The sequence below is a fragment of the Allobosea sp. FG18 genome (assembly GCF_057809495.1).
The window spans coordinates 1-15,576 of sequence record NZ_JBMDKB010000027.1; the positions used below are offsets into that span (position 1 = coordinate 1).

Here is a 15,576-nt window from a genome sequence, read left to right on the forward strand (position 1 = left end):
CATCGCGGCCCATGCAGCACCGTGAGAAATGTCCGGGCTTTTGGGGGCTACAACACGCTGCCAATTGGTTACGTCCGTGCCTCCTTTGAGAGAGGGCATTTCAAAATTGATGAAGCGACCAGGCCATGCATCGAGTGGATGTATGATGCCCGGCTGCAAGGCGTGAGCATTCACGCAATTTTGCGCGGTTTGAAGGAAATGGCGCCTCCAGGCGTCAAGGTGCCAGCAACGGTATGCCAGCTCTCCAGAAGCTTGAAAAACCCGCTCTACAAAGGAGTTTTCACGTTCCGAAAGACAGAAACAAAAAAGAAGGACGGGAAGGTATTGCGTACGATGAGACATCCTTCTGAGTGGAAGAGATTATCTGTGCCTCATTTGCAGATCGTCAGCGCGGAAACGTGGGATGCAGTTTATGATACGTTTAAAGGAACTCAACAAAAGCAAAGAGGCCAACGGCTCTTGTCCGGAAAAATAGTCTGCGGTGAATGTGGATTCCGAACGCATTATCTTTCTGCAAGGCGGCGCGGACAGTACATTGGTTGCTTCAATAATAGAATTAAATATAGGTACGGAGGGGCCGCGACTTGCTCAATGGGTGTGGTTTTGGCGGCGCCCATTCACCAGGCAGCAGTCGGCGCAATTCGAGAAATGCTTCGTGGTGATTGGCAAGAGGAGGAATACCAGAGGATTCTGGATTCGGAATTGGACGAACAGCGGAAAGCGATAGAACAGCGCCGACATGATTTGGAGCGGCGCCGGGATGCGTTGAAAGAGAACATCAAACGTGCCGCTGAAAGAATGAGTCTGGGATCAATCCCCAAGGAGATTGCTGACGAAGTGATTGGTGAGGCTGCTCGCGGATGGAAGGAGGCGGTGTTCCAGCTGGAGACCCTTCCGGATTTGAGCAAGCGCTTGCTGGTCGAGAGCGGCAGGCGGGCTGGCCTCCTCGAGGTTTATGATCGCGTCGTAGCGAAGGTTGACTATCACGAGCGCGATCTAAGCACACAAGAAAGGATGGAGATCGCGGTATTGAGGCGATTGATCGCGGGGATCAAGATTGAAGAGATGCCTGCTACGAACTCGATCAGGATATCGGTCGATATTTCCAGCGCCGAAATGCTGGGGGTTAGGCTGCCGGAAGGCTCGTCGATTCCAGCAACCCGAACATATGTCGACTACGTTCATCGGCGTGGTACTGCCACTCCAGAGGTGGCGATCGCGACATACAATGAAGGAACCTATGCGCTCTCTGACGCGGAATGGGAGGTTGTGAGCACCCGTTTTCGTAAAGAGCTTTCTGGAATTTCGCTACCTCAAGAGCTGGGGATCCGCGCGTTGATCAACTTGCTGGTCTTCGCGGGCTCCACCTCGATCCGCCGGCGCTTTCTGCGAACATATAGGCTGGTGGAGTCGCAGTGGGGGATGGTTGCTCTGGGCACACTCATCCGTACTGGCCTGTGGAAGCGGATCTTTGATTGCCTGGAAGACACCTTTCAGCAGCGAAGGCGCTCGTTCAATTCGGATCTGGCAACGTTCTTTCTCTATCATTGAAGAAAGCGCCGTCTGCTCAGCAGGCGGCGCTTTTTCATAGGGGGCCACGATTTCTACTATTTTTCGGCAGCGATGCGGCCTGAACGCTTGGCTGAGGCGATATCGTAGCCCGGGGGCAATTCCTTGCCTTCGGGCCAAAATGCGCCATCGATTGTCATGAGCACGCCTGAGACCACGCGATTGTACATCAAGCGATAGAGCATCTCTGTCGGAAGCAGGGAGCGCGCAGAATGCTCCTGAATGATCTCGGGTGCTGAGAGCGGACGTCCGGCCGCCAGGATCATGTCGATCGCTTCATTGACGGCCCGCTTGTTGAACGCGCGGCTATGGTACGCTTTGTCCCCTTCAAACGCAGGTGTAAACGCAGCGGCATTGGGGGCAGCCACCTGAGATGAGTTCGCATGCGCGCGCTCTGCTGTCGGCAATTCGCCCTCGGGGATTGAGGGCACTTGCTCCCCAGTCAGCCTAGCCAGGTAACCGGCAACCGACTTTCTTTCAGCCAAAAGCGCGGCAATCCGCTCGTCCAAGCCTTCCAGTTCGCGACGCGCAAATGCCACCGCCTGGGCTTTGTCGGGATCCTGGGGCATGCGTTCATCTCCATGCAGTCCACGAAATGGTGGATGGACAAAATTAAAAAAATGATTGTACGAGTTAATCGGGTTATATGATTGACATCGAGGCCCTGCTGGGAGTTGCCCTGTGTCAATCCTGTTTGTTCATGCGTCCCCCGCCGCGATCGCGGCCTCTTTGGTCACGGAGTACGTGATCGCCCCTGAAGTCCTCCCCTGCTGCTATGAGCCGGCGCCTTTCTTGGCAGGGCACCTTGAGAGCCGCGGCCTGCGAGGCTTCAAGGCCATCCCCGAAGTCATCGATGTTTTCGCGGAGGACATCGAGAAGTGCGTTCGGAAGCATCCCATCCTGCGCGGCACGCTGCTCGCGCACTCGAAAAGTGTGATCTCGGAGATCGCCCATCTGAACCCGCGCTGCTCGCGCTTGATCCGGGCCCGCGAGCGTTTTCTTGCGGATCCGACGGTACGCGGAATGCTGGATCGCCGACCGGGCTGGGAGTTGGATGCCCTGGTCGCCGCTGCGGCCATCGAACTCAATCTGCCCGTTCTCGGATTTAGCAAATTCTACCGCGCGTACGCTGAGCATCATCCGATTTCCGCGGGAGTTAGGGATCCGCGCGATGGAGCGTGGATTATTCCGCCGGCCGCATGACGCACCCAAAAATCGAGCCTCTAATGGCGCTGCGAGGAACCCTCGCAGCGCCATTTTCGTTTTAATCCTCGTAATCATCCGGATCCCGCCCGGTGAGTATCAGCCATTGACGCATGAAGGCGCGTCGCTCTTCGTCGGGGCCTGGCCGGAACGTGATTTCCCCGCCGGGCCCGCGGACCATTCGCTCCTCCAGCGAATTAAAAAAGGCGTTCGCGTCGAATGTCTCTTGTGGCAAGTTGACTCTCCGTGTCCCGATCGGCGTGGCATTGATGCCGCGCGATGATTTGAACCATATAATATTCGGGTGCTCGCTGTAAAGAGCAAAAAGGATTAAACGGTTGATTGTCGTTTGGTGCGAGTTGGTGGTGATCGCGCTACCTCCTGGATCTGCGCTACGACGCCCGTCGCTTTTGCAAGCCATTCCCTGCCGCATCACGTTCACCTTCCACACGGCGCGGAAGCCTACGCAGGCGCGATTGGCGCTGGTGTCATCACCGTTCTGGCCTCAAGCGCACTGCTTGCCGCCAAGGAAGGCGTCGCCGAGAAGGTTCGGGACTTCGTTGAGGAGCGCATCAGTGACGCTCATGCGGTGGTTCGCAGGAGCTTCGATGAGGCGTGGCGGCATGGCGTCAACCTGGCACACCTGACTGTCGCGGCTGTCCGCGGCGCCAGCCTCCGATCGCTCAAGGAAGGCCTGGCGGCCACTCGGCAGAAAGCGCGAGACAATGGCGCCAACGGCTGGTTCCGCGGCGTGGTCCTCGGCAAGGGTGCGTTGATTTTCGCAGACCGCCGGCACCTTGCCATGGCTCTCGAAGCCGTCAGCGCCAGCCGTAAGCGTCACAAGCGGGATGCCGACATCGTTGTCATTCGCCAGGGCGAATCCATCGACGCGCCATCGATCGTCCGGCTACGGCAGGATGGCGGGGCGAGCATGGTCTGGACGGCGCGCGGGAAGGTGGTCGCGACGGCGGATTATGATGCAGGAGGCGATCTCGTCACGAAGACCGGTGACCTCGATCTTCCCGATCGACAGATCGCAACGACCACCTGTTTCGCGCGCGCTCTCCTCGCCGATCACGATATCACGCTCAATGTGCCGGCTGATCACGATTACCGCGCCGGCGGCGATGGATCGATCATTGTGATTCGGCCGGGGGACCGAAGAATCGACAATCCCATTGGCGCTGCGATGATCGGTCCGCTCGGGACTGAGCGTCATTTCAGAAGCGGGGTGGAAGCGCTCGCACCTGATGCAGCGGAGCCAGAGCTCACCTTGGCGCCGCGGTTCTAGGCCGCGCCTGCGGAGAGCTCTTTCAAGGCCTCATCGCGAGCATTGTTTATTGTGGCCATCATGCTCGTGCTGCCGCCGTGGTCAGGATGATGCTTCCGAGCGAGTCTCGCATAGGCACTCTTCACATCGCTCAGTGAAGCTCCTCGCTTGAGCCCGAGAACGGCCCAGCAGCTGGCCTCTTCTTGCGGCGCAGGTTCGGCCCTGTGCCTCCCTTGCCTGCGCCTCCTCGACGACGAATTCCGCCGCGCCCGAGCCGCGGCGTCGAGATCGCGATGGAATGCCTCCGCTGCCACCGAGACCGCGATGAGCGGATCAGGATAGATCCCTTCGCATCTTGCGAAGATCCCTTCACCCTCCAGCTCGAAAACGAAGCGAAACGCGTCGCCGAGCGTGAATGTCTGAACGAAGATGGCGACTCGGTAGCCGAACATCGCTCGTGACATGAGGTCGAGAGCCTGGCGGTGAGCGTCCTCTGCCCGCAAACGGCGGCGCCTCTCCCGCCCGCGTCGTATCAGGCGAGTAGAGAGCTCACCAAACGCCCAAAGTCCCAGCAGCAGCAGGAACCATCGCACGCCCTCGGGGCCGGCCAGAAACGCCTCGACGTGTTTCCACAGGCCATAAAGCCGCTGGCCGGCCAGTTTGACGCCTTCAAAAGGAGTAATCAGGTCGTGCGGTTCCAAGGGTGCCAGATCTGGATTCGAAGGAATACGACCATGGTCCTTCGGATGTGCAATGATGTCGACCCACCCTTGTGGATTGCGAGCCCCGGCCGATAAAATTCGGCATGTTGATCTCGATTCCGTTCACCTATGCAGCGAATGCCAAGGAGGGCCGTGCTCGCAACAGCACGCGCCTGACTTTGGCCGCCACCTCGGATGTTCTGGTTCGTGAGATCAGTCCGGATGAGGCGCCGATCGCCGTCTGGTGGACACCGGGCGATCTGCAGATGTCTCATCAGACCGCGCTGCGGGTCGCCAATGGGCTTCTCTGGCAGCCGCTTCTCCAGGACGACGGTATACGCCTCGAGGAGCCACCGGATGACGTTGTCTGCGCGCGGAGCATGGGTAGAGCGAGGCGCTCGCATTCCAGTGGCAAATTGCTCAGCCGGCCTCGTCTGGTTACTGGCGAAGGGTTGAAGGCCCACCTTCAGCGCGCTGGCCTGCAAAATCTCGGTGGTCCGGGGACGACTCGCCTGATCAGCGGCGCTTTGCTCAGCGCAAAGAGTGAGACTGATCCGTCGATCCGGGACATTGGTGACGACGATCGATCGAAAGAGCTCGCGATGGTCGGGCGCGAGATGGCGAAGATCTGCCTCATCGGCGGCGTGGCTCATCGCGCCATCGACCTGCCTCTGATCAAGATCGGGGCCGGCCCCTATGGCGATCTTGGGTTCGCCTATGGCTACGAGGCCTGGCACGAGAATGCTGCGCAGATCAGGCAGATCGACCAATTTGAAGATGCCAAGGCCTATCTCGTGTCGCTTCGTGGCAAAGGCCACCGCGTCTCTTTCCTCCCGCCCGAGATCGTTCGCCCGGACCTTCTCGATCTCAGCGAGCCGCTCATGCCGGCTGCGATGAGCCTGGCCGCCCAGATCGTTACGAAGCTCTCCCAGAGGGACAGCACCGGCTGGAGGCCATATGGATCGCCTCGGGTGTCGGGCTATCCGGTCGAGGTCATCGTCGGGTTCATGAAGGTCAGAGACGCTCACGCCGCGCGCGATACAACCTTGATTGCACAAGCGCTCGGCGAGTTTGCCGAAGCAACCGAGCCCCATGGCACGCTGCACAGCTTCCATGCAGAGGCGGCGGCGTTCATGAAGCGCTGGGAGGACGCCTACACGCCAAAAGGGGTCACCCCATGAAGGATACCGTCGAGATCCAGGTCGCTGTCGTCTACGACGCCCATGTCACCAGCAGCAACGGCAAGCATGAGGTGCGATCATATCGCGAGATCATGACGTTCAAGGTGCCATCCGTGACCGAAGAGCAGGCTCCGGTTGCGGTGCGTTGGGCGGGCAGCTGGTCCTATCAAGGCGACGACCACCTGACAGACGTGCGGGTCCGCGACGGGGTCGCTTACGAGCCGATCGTGAAACGAGAATGGGACATGGCGGCCGCGGCACACGATCGCCTGCGCCTGTTGCCTGTGACCCTCGATGACCTCTCGCAGCCGACTGAGCTTGAGTTCCAGAGCCTGGTCGCGCGTATCCCCAGCGTCCCCAAGGCCCTGACGAAGGCGACCGACGTCAAGCGCCCCGGCCCGCCGAACCCGACGTCAGTCCGGCGCAGCGAGCGCGACTGGGAGATCGAGCGGTTGACCGAATATTTCCAAGAGTCCGTTCTGTTCGTCGCCGGGACGCTTCATCTCAAGTCCTCGATCCCCGTCTATGTGATCGAGACGGGGTACGATACGCAGACCCGTAAACCGGCAGTGCAAATCAAACTCGAACCCTCCGGCGGCGGGAAGATAAAGGACTGGTTCAGGGCCTTCTCGGCAACTGAACGCGACCTGGTGCTGAAGGAAGCATCGGCCGTAGCCCGCGGATTCAAGCTGAAGGAGCCGGCTGAGCCGGCGAGGGTCGAGATCGTTGACCCTGACCTCGCTCATTTCGATGCTCTGCCATTCGTCCTCTCTCACGCTTTGGCCCAGGCTGAGACAGCTTTGGCGCGACATCTACCCAAAGGCACGATTGAATCGGCCTACCTGTTCGATGAGGTCCGCCAGCGGCGCTCGCGCCGCGAGGATATCGGCCTTCAGGCCGATAGCGACCTGCTTATGCGCGTTCGCGCTCTTCTCACCGACGAGCGCGCGGAGCGGGCAGAGGAGTTCGACAGGAGCGTCGAACGGTTCGATGCTCTTGCGGCCGAACGCACCCTCGAAGGGCTCGCGCTGTGATCATCGAGGCGAGCGTCTCATTCACCGGGCGGTACAAGCCAAAACGCGCCAGGAACTGGTCGGAAACAGAATTCCGGTCCTCGACACCCGTGCGGCTGGACGAGATATCCGGCGATGAAGCTCCGATTGTTCTTTGGTTCAGTCCGCCAGGAAGCACACCCGACCTGCAGGTGGCGATCCGAGGACATGAGGGGCGCCTGTACCAGCCGCTGATCGAAGGCACCTACCGATCACCAGGTCCCGTTCCCATCGTCGATGGAGCGGTGCGGCAGCTTGAGATCGAAGGCAGCAGCGATCGCAGCAAGCCCCACCTAGTCGACGCAAAGCGCCTCGTGGGCATGTTGGAGGTTGGCAGCCCGCGGGTGATTAACGGTGCCCTGATGTATGCCCATGAGCACAAGGGTGTTGCGCAGCGCGAGCTCGACGCGGCTGAATACGACGTCCCCGAGGAGACGAAAGCCAAAGCCGGGATCCAGCGTCTGATGCGGGGCTTCAGGCTGATTGACGGGATACCCTATTCCGTTGTCGACGCGCCTCTCCTGACGTTCGACGGCAACCGGAAAATCGCGACAAGGCATCGTGACGGGGCGTGCAACGTCGAAAGTTATGAGCTGGCGGATATCGACAGGCTCTTGGTCGTGGCCGGCGAGGGTGCGGTCATATGGGAGACATCGCGACCGGAGATCCTGCGACCAGATCTATTGCCCGAAGTCGACCATCCGCTGAACGCCGACATCGCCGATGTCGTGAAGCGGATCCTGATCGGCCCCACGACCGGCATGGATCCAGCCAACCTGGGCCGAGAGAGCCTGGAGACGACCCTTGCATGGCTGAGCCTTCGCGACGGCAGGAAGGAAGGGGTTTCCTCATCCGAACTACTGGAGCGCCTGGAGCGCCTCACGAGCGCGGCCAGTGCGCAATTGATGAAACCCTTGATCGAGCGAGCACGGGCCATCATCGCTCGTGACTACACATTGCGAGCCCATGACGAGCTAGCAGATCTCAGTTTCGACGGCCTCGCCTCATGAGACAAGTTCTCCCCTTTTCGTTCAGCGTGCACCGTCAGGAAGGCTCGCGCCATGTCACGCGAGTCTATCGTGACGAAATCGAACTCCCGATACGGGAAGCGGACGAGCGAGAGGCTCCTCTCGCGCTCCGTTGGCGAGGCGGGATCGTAACCGGGCCGAAGCCGGCCGGCGGCGTGCCTGTACGCGTCTACGGCGGGGACGGGCGGGCTTATGAGCCGGTTCGTCGCGCAGTCACCGGGAACGGGGCGAATGCGAGCGAGAATGTCAGGCTAACGCGAGGCGGCGAACTCGATCTCTCCGGGACATTCCTCGATCGCGACGAGCTGATCGCCGAGTTGAAGAACCCGAAGGCTGCGAAGACGCGCATACCCGCGCGTCCGTCCGCGGCGATCCAGGACGAGCAACGACAATCGAGCGCCGTGGTCCAGGCGTTTGCCCGAGACAATCTCTTGATCCTCGCGGACGAGCTCTGGGTCGCAACAACTCTCCCTGTCTTCATCGTGACAAGTCGGGACGCCCTCGGCCGGGTCGACCTGATACTGCCTCACCGGCATCGGGGAAGCTTCTTCAATGTCTTTGGCGTCCTGGAGCGGGACCACGCGTTGCGCGCGGCCGAGGAGATGGTCACGCAGCTCCGTTCAAAGGGCACCAAGCCGGAACCGCGGGTTCACGACGCGGCTACCCAGATTGAGGTGATCAATCCCACGCTGTGCGGCCTCGCTGTCGAGCGCAGCTGCCGTCGCGACCTGATGTGGCGATTCCGCGAAGCTTCGGCAGCATTCCTGCCGTATGGAGACGCTGATCATGCGCGGGCGTACGACAAGCTTCGCAATCGAATCGAGGCTTTCTCCCGCTCCCGCAGTGACGACGACGGTCTCGTCGAAGAAGATGTCAGCGTGACCCGCGCCTGTTTCGATGCCTATGAGGCCTGTGGAGGAAAGCGGGCGGACGAATTCCGCTGGCGGGTGGAGCGCATGGAGGAGCTCAGCGGAATGCGCAATGAGCCCCTGCCACTCCTCCCCGGGTTCTAGGCCAAAGAGAGGCTGCAGACCCCATCAGAAATAGAACGGGGCTCGCAGCGTGCGCTGCGAGCCCCGTTCCTTAAAAGCATCAGGCGGCGGTCAGAACTTGTACGCCGCCGTCGCCTGGACGAGGTGCAGCTCGTTGCCGAAGCTGTCGCCGAGACGGGCGTTCGACTTCTTGCCGAAGTCCGCATAGCGGTAGCCGATACCGAGCACGACGTTCGGGGTCAGCAGATAGTCGACGCCGGCGCCGATCGTGTAGCCCCACTGGTCCTGCTTGCCCGAGGCGACGAAGCCGGCGATCTGGGTCGCGGTCTCCTGGCGCTCGTAGGCGACACCCGCCTGGATGTACGGCAGGAAGCTCTCGTAGGCGTAGCCGAGCTTGGCGCTGAGGAAGCCGAAGCGGTCGACCTTCGACTTGGTGGTGTCGCCGAAACCGTTGGTGTGCGTCTTCTCGATGCCGGCGAAGTTGGCTTCGAGGGCGGCGCCGATCACGATGTTCGTCGGGAACTGGTAGTAGGCCTGCAGGTTGATACCGCCGAAGCCGCCGTCGGCGTCGGGCTTGCGCAGCGGCGCGAGGCTCCAGGCGGTCTGCAGGAACGGGCCGCCTTCGAAGCGGCTCCAGCCGAAGCCACCCTGCGCGCCGACCGAGAAACCGGTCCAGTCCACGGCGGTGGAACGAATCGGGGAGGCGACGGACACGGGAGCCGGGGCGAGGCCGCCGGCGATGGGCAGGTCGGCGGCGAAAGCGGAGCCGGCAGCCATCAGGGCGGCGCCGGCGAGGAGGAACGAACGAAGGGTCTTCACTGGGTGTCTCCGGGTTTGGACTTGATCGACAATCGCTCAAAAGAACGAGCAGTCAATCCTTATGCTCTGTCCTTGATTGCCCACCGGTCCGAAGGATTGATGGTCGCTCAAGTCGCCCATGAACATCACCGGACAGGGCTTGATAACACAATGTCTGCAAGCGAGGATTCGGTGGACGGCCAAAAAGAATCTTGTTTGCGATGAAGGATTGAGGGGTGCGTTCAGGCGACCTGGCCTGCCTGCTCGTCTTCATCCCAGGTGCCGGCGCCGAGATCGGAGTAATCCTCTCCGATCGAAATCACAGGCGAGCCGAGGAGATCCTCATCGACCCCGAGGAGACGATCCCACATGAGATCGGTTGAGATCACCGAGCTCGCCTCACTCTGATTGACGCGGGTGTGCGCCTCGTCGGCTTCCCGCGCGATGCGGAAGGTCGGGGACACAGCGAACGGTTTGTTCCCGTAATCCATCATTTCCGAGGGGAGGTTGATCCGGAGAGCCGTCTCGGCGGCACGCTGAGTGATGATCGCTTCCTCAAGGCGCCTTCTATCCCTGGTGCCGATCTGGTCGTCGACCCAATCGGCTTCGCGCGCTGTCCCGACCACGCGAGGCCGCACAGGCTCGCCGACCTCCAGGTCGAAGTCTGCCTCATTCCAATCCAGAATGCGCTCCAGAGCGGCCCTGACGCGATGCTCGGGATCTCTGAGCTCGGTCCTGACAAACGCGTAGGAAATGCTCTGATCGGGCCCACGCACCTTCACAGGCGTAAAGCCCCAGGTCCAGCGCTGGTTCATTCCGCAGGAGCCGTCTTCATGGCCGAAGCCGAACGACTTCATGTCCGTGATGACAGCCTTGCGGTCCCGGTACTCCGGCATCGTCGCGATCGCCAGATCGGCGTGAAGGACACCGTCACAGCGACGCACCGCTTCAAACACCTTGATGAAGCGGGTGTTCCGATAGACGAGGTCATCGAGATTGATCAGGTCGTCGACGATGACGTTGTCGGGAACGACCTTGGAAATCGCGAACCAAACGGGTGCCTCACCCTGCCGATAGACAGGGCGAAGACGGCCGACAAACTGCTTCAGCTCTTCCTCACGATACTGGCGCTGGACGATCCGGGCCCAGGTTCCCGGATACATGGGGACCGGCACCAGAGCGTCGTGTCCGCTACGCATCCGCAAAACCTGGTTTTCCACGGGAATGCGGAGCGGCCCACCATCGAAGCCACAGCCATCACCGCGCTTGTCGAATGGGTCTTCGGGCGTATCGTCGTCGAAGGTGAGCGCTGCGACGACGCCGTCGATCGTGTGGATCGGGACCTCCATACGACCGACCGAGACGGCCGCCGCATGATGTTTGGCGAAGTCGAGGCCTCGCATCGCGCCGAAGTGGCAGTAGTCGACATTCGAGGGGGAATCCCAGGCTGTATTGATCGCCCGGCGAACGACGACGCTCGCTCCGAACACAACGCGCCCGTAGCCGTACAGGCCAGACAGATTGCTCAGAACGCGGCGCAGGTTCTCCTTGCGCTTGCCGGCGTAGGTCTTCTCTTCCCAGGTCTTGTTGCGGCCGGCGACGATCGAGACGTTCGAATAGGTGCTGTCGACGGCCACGACAGTCCGAACGTTCAACGGCGCCTCGACCTCGTCGACGATGACCTCGCGCTCTCCGAAGACCTTGCCGATGATCTCTCGTGAGGCCGAGGCATCCAGCAGCAGGATGGGGGCGTTCACCCAATTCGGGGCTGAGCGCCAGGAGAGACGCACCTTCTCGCTCTTGACGTTCGAGTCGGTGTCCTGGAACAGGAACTGAATGCGTATCTCGCGATCGCCCTTGGCGCGCCGGCGGTAAGGCAGCCCTGTCTGCTCCGAGAGCGGGACATGCGCCTTGTCCTGATCCAGCAGCGCGATGCGCTCCTCGACGATCTTCCAGAACCGGTACTCTTCTCGGACCTCCGTTCCCGTCGGTGTGTTGCAGAGCTCTCTGAGATCGTCGAGGGGCGTGTCCGGGGTGACGGCCGAGCTCGTCGTCATGGCGTTGCCGCAGACGCGCAGGGCCGACGCAACCAGCATGGCGCCGGTCGTCACTGTGTCGCCCACCTTGTTGTTGAAGTCGAACAGGGCGCGCGCCGGGCAGCCCTGACGCTGGAGAGCCGCGGCAGCAATTTCCGCCGCACGCTCGCGATCCAGCAGAATTTCGTCAGCCGACATCCCGGCCTCACGCTCCTTCTTGGTGAGGCGCGGCGGACGACGAGGGCTCTTCAGCGTCTCATAGCTTAGGGTGGTCGTGTGAACGAAGAGATGAAAAATGCGCTCGTCGGCGATGACGGCACGCACCTTCTTGAGCTCTTCAGGGATCGAGAGCGTGAAGAACGCGTGCGGCAGGAACACCACATGCGAGCGAGCAATCTCACGCCGCTGCTGGATAGCCGGGCAGGTGGAGTAGTGGACGCAATATTTGTCCTCCTTCTCCCCATACTCGTCGGTGACGGTCGCCTTGCAGAGGCCAGCCGAGCCGATGCCGGCGGACATCAGGAGCTGGAGCTTTTCCTGCATCTGGCAGCCGGCGGCGAGCTTGCCCTTGTAGGTCATCGTCCGTAATGAGGCAGATGCCGCATCGCGACGCAGATCCGCGATGCGCGCTTCGATCTCATCCTCGGGGATGAGACCCTTCTCGACGGCTTGTGCGGCCAGGTCCTCATCGCTGAGGTTGGCATCCAGATTGAGGACATTCGCCCTGGTCCGGAGCTCTTCGATGTTGTGGTAGGTCGGCAGGAGGAACAGGATCGGGCCCGGCGAACCCTCCGGATCGGCATCCCATGCATAGGTGCGCTCGTCCGTCGCGATATAGCGGATCGTGGCCGTGGTCTTACCGGCGCCGGTAGGCGCTGCCAGCACCCGGATCGGGTTCTCGCGATCCTCATCTGTATCGTAGACCTGCGCGAAGAAGGCATCCAGCGACCGTGCGATGTCGCTTTGGACCTTGACCGCGATTTCGGAGCGGTCGGGAATGAGGGCTCGTTCCTCGCGTGCGCGGTCTTCCGGCGTCTGGATCTGCGCAGCGACATGCCGGCGATCGGTGATGGCGGTCCCCGTGCTCCGAGGAATGAACGACAGGCTGTCGAACTCACCGACAACCTCGCGCTCGGGAGCTTTGCTCCGCACCTGCGGCGGCACGACCTGACCCTGGGCGTCGACACGCATCGAAAGCGGCTTCAGATCGCCGTCGCGCAGCATTCGAGCGGCGCGGTCGACCTTCTCATTGACCTCGCGGTTCAGATAATCCTCGGTCCAGCGGCCTTCGAGGCTCGCAGTGGCCTTGAACTGCTGAACGACCATGCCCTTGAGGCGATTGAGGCCTTCGCCGGTCTCGTCCGTGGCCGCACCGGCGTTCATCTGCACGGCGCGGCGGGCCAGCGTGTAAAGATAGGTCTCTCGACCGTCGGTGACGCGTCCAATGTCGTCAGTCGACCAATTTTCGCCGAAATCGGAAATGCGCGGCTGAATCAGGTTGCTGGAGCTGTCGTATGTCCACTCCAGCGGCGTCGCGTTCGACGCCGAACGGAAGAACTGACGGACGGTCTGCACCTCCTCCAGGAAGGCATCGACCATTTCCAGCGTCACCAGCGGCGCGCTCTCGGGCCCGCGCATGATGGGATGCGTTGCGATCCAGTCGAAATAGCGACCGGTTTTGTGGTGAAGGCCGTAGAACGTCGCAGGCTTCCCCTGGCCGAGGAATTCGATCTGATCTTCGGAGCGTTGCAGCTCGCCATCCGGCCCCTTGTCAGCGAGAGCGAACCGGAACGACCGGTTCTTCATCTCGACGCCTTCTTCAAGGCGATAGACCAGGAGGATCTTGGGCGCGCGACCAATTCGCCGGAAAGGCGAGCGACCGAGGACGCGGTCCGCGATCTCCTCGATCTTCCACACAAGCCGATCATCAAGAACGTCGACGTCGAGCGCGAACGTGTTTCCGGAGGCTTTGCCGAAGATCACCGCCACGTTGTGGTGAGGAACCTGGTTTGCCCAGCGCTCAACCTCGGCGACCTCGGGGGCGACGAACTGGAACGGGCGCCATTTCAGAGCTTCGCCGTCGATGATCGCGCTGCGACGACGCTCGCCACGCTCCTGCGGGAACACCGACCAGCCCCGCGCGGCAAGTTGAGGCCCGAAGGGGCTGAAGTAGGTCTCGTTCAGACCATACTTGAGCTCTCGGCCTTGCTCAGCGGACACTGGCCCACCACGAGCTTGCGAAGCGTCCAGCATTCGACGCCAACACCCTGACAAAAAGAACGGATCAAAGGACCGATTCAACGATCCTTTGCAATTCGTAGGACCCAGCTATGCGAGGGTCAACGCGTCGGGGCGACCTTATCCTCCGGATTATCGTCTTCGTCCGGCATGTTGAGATGGCGCTTCGCCTCGTTCGATTCGCGTTCCGCCAGGACGATGTTGAGCGCGTCCTGATCGGTGACGCGGATCCCGTCGGGGGTCTCCGTTGCCACCGGCCGAGCCTTGAAAGACACACCCTTGATGGGCGCCAGCGTCGCGGTGAAGCGGCCGGTGGCGAAATCCATCGACACGCCGGCGTATTCCGCCGAGCAGCGACCACCGGAAGCCGCCGAGTTCATGCACGCCATACCCTGGCGGATCATGTTCCCGATGGCGCGATCGGCGCCGTCATGATCCTGGGTGTTGACCCCGGCCGTGGCGACCGCAAAGCGGATGAATGCTGCCGTCGGGGCATAGCCCGGATAGAGCGGATCACCCTGCTGCGTCGCGACCGCTGGCGCGCGACCGAACGCTGGAGAGGGGGCCGAGGCATCGCCGCGCGGCGCGGCCGACGGCATAGCAGGCGGCAGCCCGCCTCCTGGAGACAGTTGGGCCTGTCGGTTCCCGGCGATCGGAACAGGAGCTGCCGAGCCTGCCGGGACGTTGAGCCGCGGTGCGGACTGGCGCGCAATGCCGCCCCAGAAGGAATCGACTTGGGCAGCGGAGATCTCACCGGTGATAACCGGACGACCGAACTCCGAGTGCGCATTCCCGGCCATCGCGACCGTGAAGGCGGCGGTTGCGCCCGTCGCGATCGCGATCGTGCGAAGCGCGCGCGGGAACAGTTTCCCTCCGCCCTCGCCCCCGGCGAATACAGCTCCCTCGGAGATGAACTTGCCGAGGGGAGCAAGCTTCACAGCCAGCCGAGAAGCGGCGTTCTCGGCATGCGCGATCATGCTCATGGCCAGGCCTTTGGCGGCGTCACCAGCCTGCAGAACGGCAACGGAAGCCATGATGCGCACCCGCCGCGCGTCGCTGCGCAGGGCCTCGGTGACGACACTCGGGACGACGCCCGCGGCGAGGCGGGCCGTGTCGGCGCCAGCACCTACCTTGTGCTTCAGCTGCTCGATCCGTGCCGTCGATGCACGAGCCATCGCGATACCCTTGCCGTAAGCGGACACGGCGGCGTAGCGGGCCGGCTCCGGAAGCCTGAACCACGGCGGCGGAGGGGCCGGCGGAAAAAGCTTCCGGACGATGGCGCGGGAGCGGTCATCCTGGAACGGGCCGAATGCGGCGAAGAGGTAGAGCTCGTGGTCAGCCATCGCGCGGCGATCGCCAGGAGCGAGGCGAACTGCGTCAGCGACGCCGACGCGAACAGCGCTCTGCACCTTGCCCAGAAGCTTCTCGACGCGCGATGCCAATCCCAGAGGACCGGATCCACGAACGGCCTTACCCTGGAACTTGCCAAAGCCGGCATGCACCGCGGA

The 15,576-nt window shown here is 61.9% G+C and carries 12 protein-coding genes; 7 read left to right on the forward strand and 5 right to left on the reverse strand.

Annotated features, from left to right (window positions below; genetic code table 11):
* The coding region (locus ACODTJ_RS24495) for a recombinase family protein (protein WP_488850421.1) at nt 1-1,551 on the forward strand (1,551 nt) is incomplete at its 5' end.
* Nucleotides 1,552-1,607: 56 nt separating this feature from the next.
* Here ACODTJ_RS24495 and ACODTJ_RS24500 read toward each other — a convergent pair.
* Nucleotides 1,608-2,138: a hypothetical protein gene (locus ACODTJ_RS24500; RefSeq protein WP_488850423.1), complete on the reverse strand. Its 531-nt coding sequence runs from the start codon at nt 2,136-2,138 to the stop codon at nt 1,608-1,610.
* 112 nt (nt 2,139-2,250) lie between these two features.
* On the opposite strand from ACODTJ_RS24500, the gene ACODTJ_RS24505 reads away from it, so the two are divergent.
* Together ACODTJ_RS24505 and ACODTJ_RS24510 are read left to right on the forward strand one after the other, a co-directional pair.
* Complete coding sequence (locus ACODTJ_RS24505; RefSeq protein WP_488850425.1) at nt 2,251-2,772, forward strand: hypothetical protein; 522 nt, start codon at nt 2,251-2,253, stop codon at nt 2,770-2,772.
* A 349-nt stretch (nt 2,773-3,121) separates the two neighbouring features.
* Nucleotides 3,122-4,063 (forward strand): hypothetical protein, encoded by a 942-nt coding sequence (locus ACODTJ_RS24510; protein ID WP_488850427.1) that lies wholly within the window; start codon nt 3,122-3,124, stop codon nt 4,061-4,063.
* On the opposite strand, the gene ACODTJ_RS24515 is transcribed toward ACODTJ_RS24510, so the two are convergent.
* Nucleotides 4,060-4,743, reverse strand: coding sequence for a J domain-containing protein (locus tag ACODTJ_RS24515; RefSeq protein ID WP_488850429.1), 684 nt, complete (start codon nt 4,741-4,743; stop codon nt 4,060-4,062). The two genes, ACODTJ_RS24510 and ACODTJ_RS24515, sit on opposite strands and share 4 nt — an antisense overlap.
* Nucleotides 4,744-4,847: 104 nt before the next feature.
* On the opposite strand from ACODTJ_RS24515, the gene ACODTJ_RS24520 reads away from it, so the two are divergent.
* From ACODTJ_RS24520 to ACODTJ_RS24535, 4 genes are read left to right on the forward strand one after another with little or no spacing between them, the layout of a single operon-like run.
* Nucleotides 4,848-5,924, forward strand: a complete 1,077-nt coding sequence (locus ACODTJ_RS24520) for a hypothetical protein (RefSeq protein WP_488850431.1) — start codon at nt 4,848-4,850, stop codon at nt 5,922-5,924.
* A complete protein-coding gene (locus ACODTJ_RS24525) occupies nt 5,921-6,958 on the forward strand; it encodes a hypothetical protein (RefSeq protein WP_488850433.1) in 1,038 nt (345 codons plus the stop codon). Before ACODTJ_RS24520 ends, ACODTJ_RS24525 begins: the two co-directional genes overlap by 4 nt.
* Entirely contained in the window at nt 6,955-7,986 is a 1,032-nt protein-coding gene (locus tag ACODTJ_RS24530; RefSeq protein WP_488850435.1) for a hypothetical protein, read from the forward strand. Before ACODTJ_RS24525 ends, ACODTJ_RS24530 begins: the two co-directional genes overlap by 4 nt.
* Entirely contained in the window at nt 7,983-9,017 is a 1,035-nt protein-coding gene (locus ACODTJ_RS24535) for a hypothetical protein (RefSeq protein ID WP_488850437.1), read from the forward strand. Before ACODTJ_RS24530 ends, ACODTJ_RS24535 begins: the two co-directional genes overlap by 4 nt.
* A gap of 90 nt (nt 9,018-9,107) precedes the next feature.
* On the opposite strand, the gene ACODTJ_RS24540 is transcribed toward ACODTJ_RS24535, so the two are convergent.
* From ACODTJ_RS24540 to ACODTJ_RS24550, 3 genes are all read right to left on the reverse strand, one after another.
* A complete protein-coding gene (locus tag ACODTJ_RS24540) occupies nt 9,108-9,815 on the reverse strand; it encodes an outer membrane protein (protein WP_488850439.1) in 708 nt (235 codons plus the stop codon).
* A 221-nt stretch (nt 9,816-10,036) separates the two neighbouring features.
* Nucleotides 10,037-14,050 (reverse strand): bifunctional DNA primase/polymerase, encoded by a 4,014-nt coding sequence (locus ACODTJ_RS24545; RefSeq protein ID WP_488850441.1) that lies wholly within the window; start codon nt 14,048-14,050, stop codon nt 10,037-10,039.
* A 119-nt stretch (nt 14,051-14,169) separates the two neighbouring features.
* Nucleotides 14,170-15,102, reverse strand: a complete 933-nt coding sequence (locus tag ACODTJ_RS24550; protein ID WP_488850443.1) for a hypothetical protein — start codon at nt 15,100-15,102, stop codon at nt 14,170-14,172.
* Nucleotides 15,103-15,576 lie beyond the last annotated feature (474 nt).

Excerpts from the sequence above, each read along its gene's own strand:
- ACODTJ_RS24500 (WP_488850423.1), bottom strand. The coding sequence starts at position 2,138 with ATGCCCCAGGATCCCGACAAAGCCCAGGCGGTGGCATTTGCGCGTCGC.
- ACODTJ_RS24520 (WP_488850431.1), top strand. The coding sequence starts at position 4,848 with ATGTTGATCTCGATTCCGTTCACCTATGCAGCGAATGCCAAGGAGGGC.
- ACODTJ_RS24525 (WP_488850433.1), top strand. The coding sequence starts at position 5,921 with ATGAAGGATACCGTCGAGATCCAGGTCGCTGTCGTCTACGACGCCCAT.
- ACODTJ_RS24535 (WP_488850437.1), top strand. The coding sequence starts at position 7,983 with ATGAGACAAGTTCTCCCCTTTTCGTTCAGCGTGCACCGTCAGGAAGGC.
- ACODTJ_RS24550 (WP_488850443.1), bottom strand. The coding sequence starts at position 15,102 with ATGGCTTCCGTTGCCGTTCTGCAGGCTGGTGACGCCGCCAAAGGCCTG.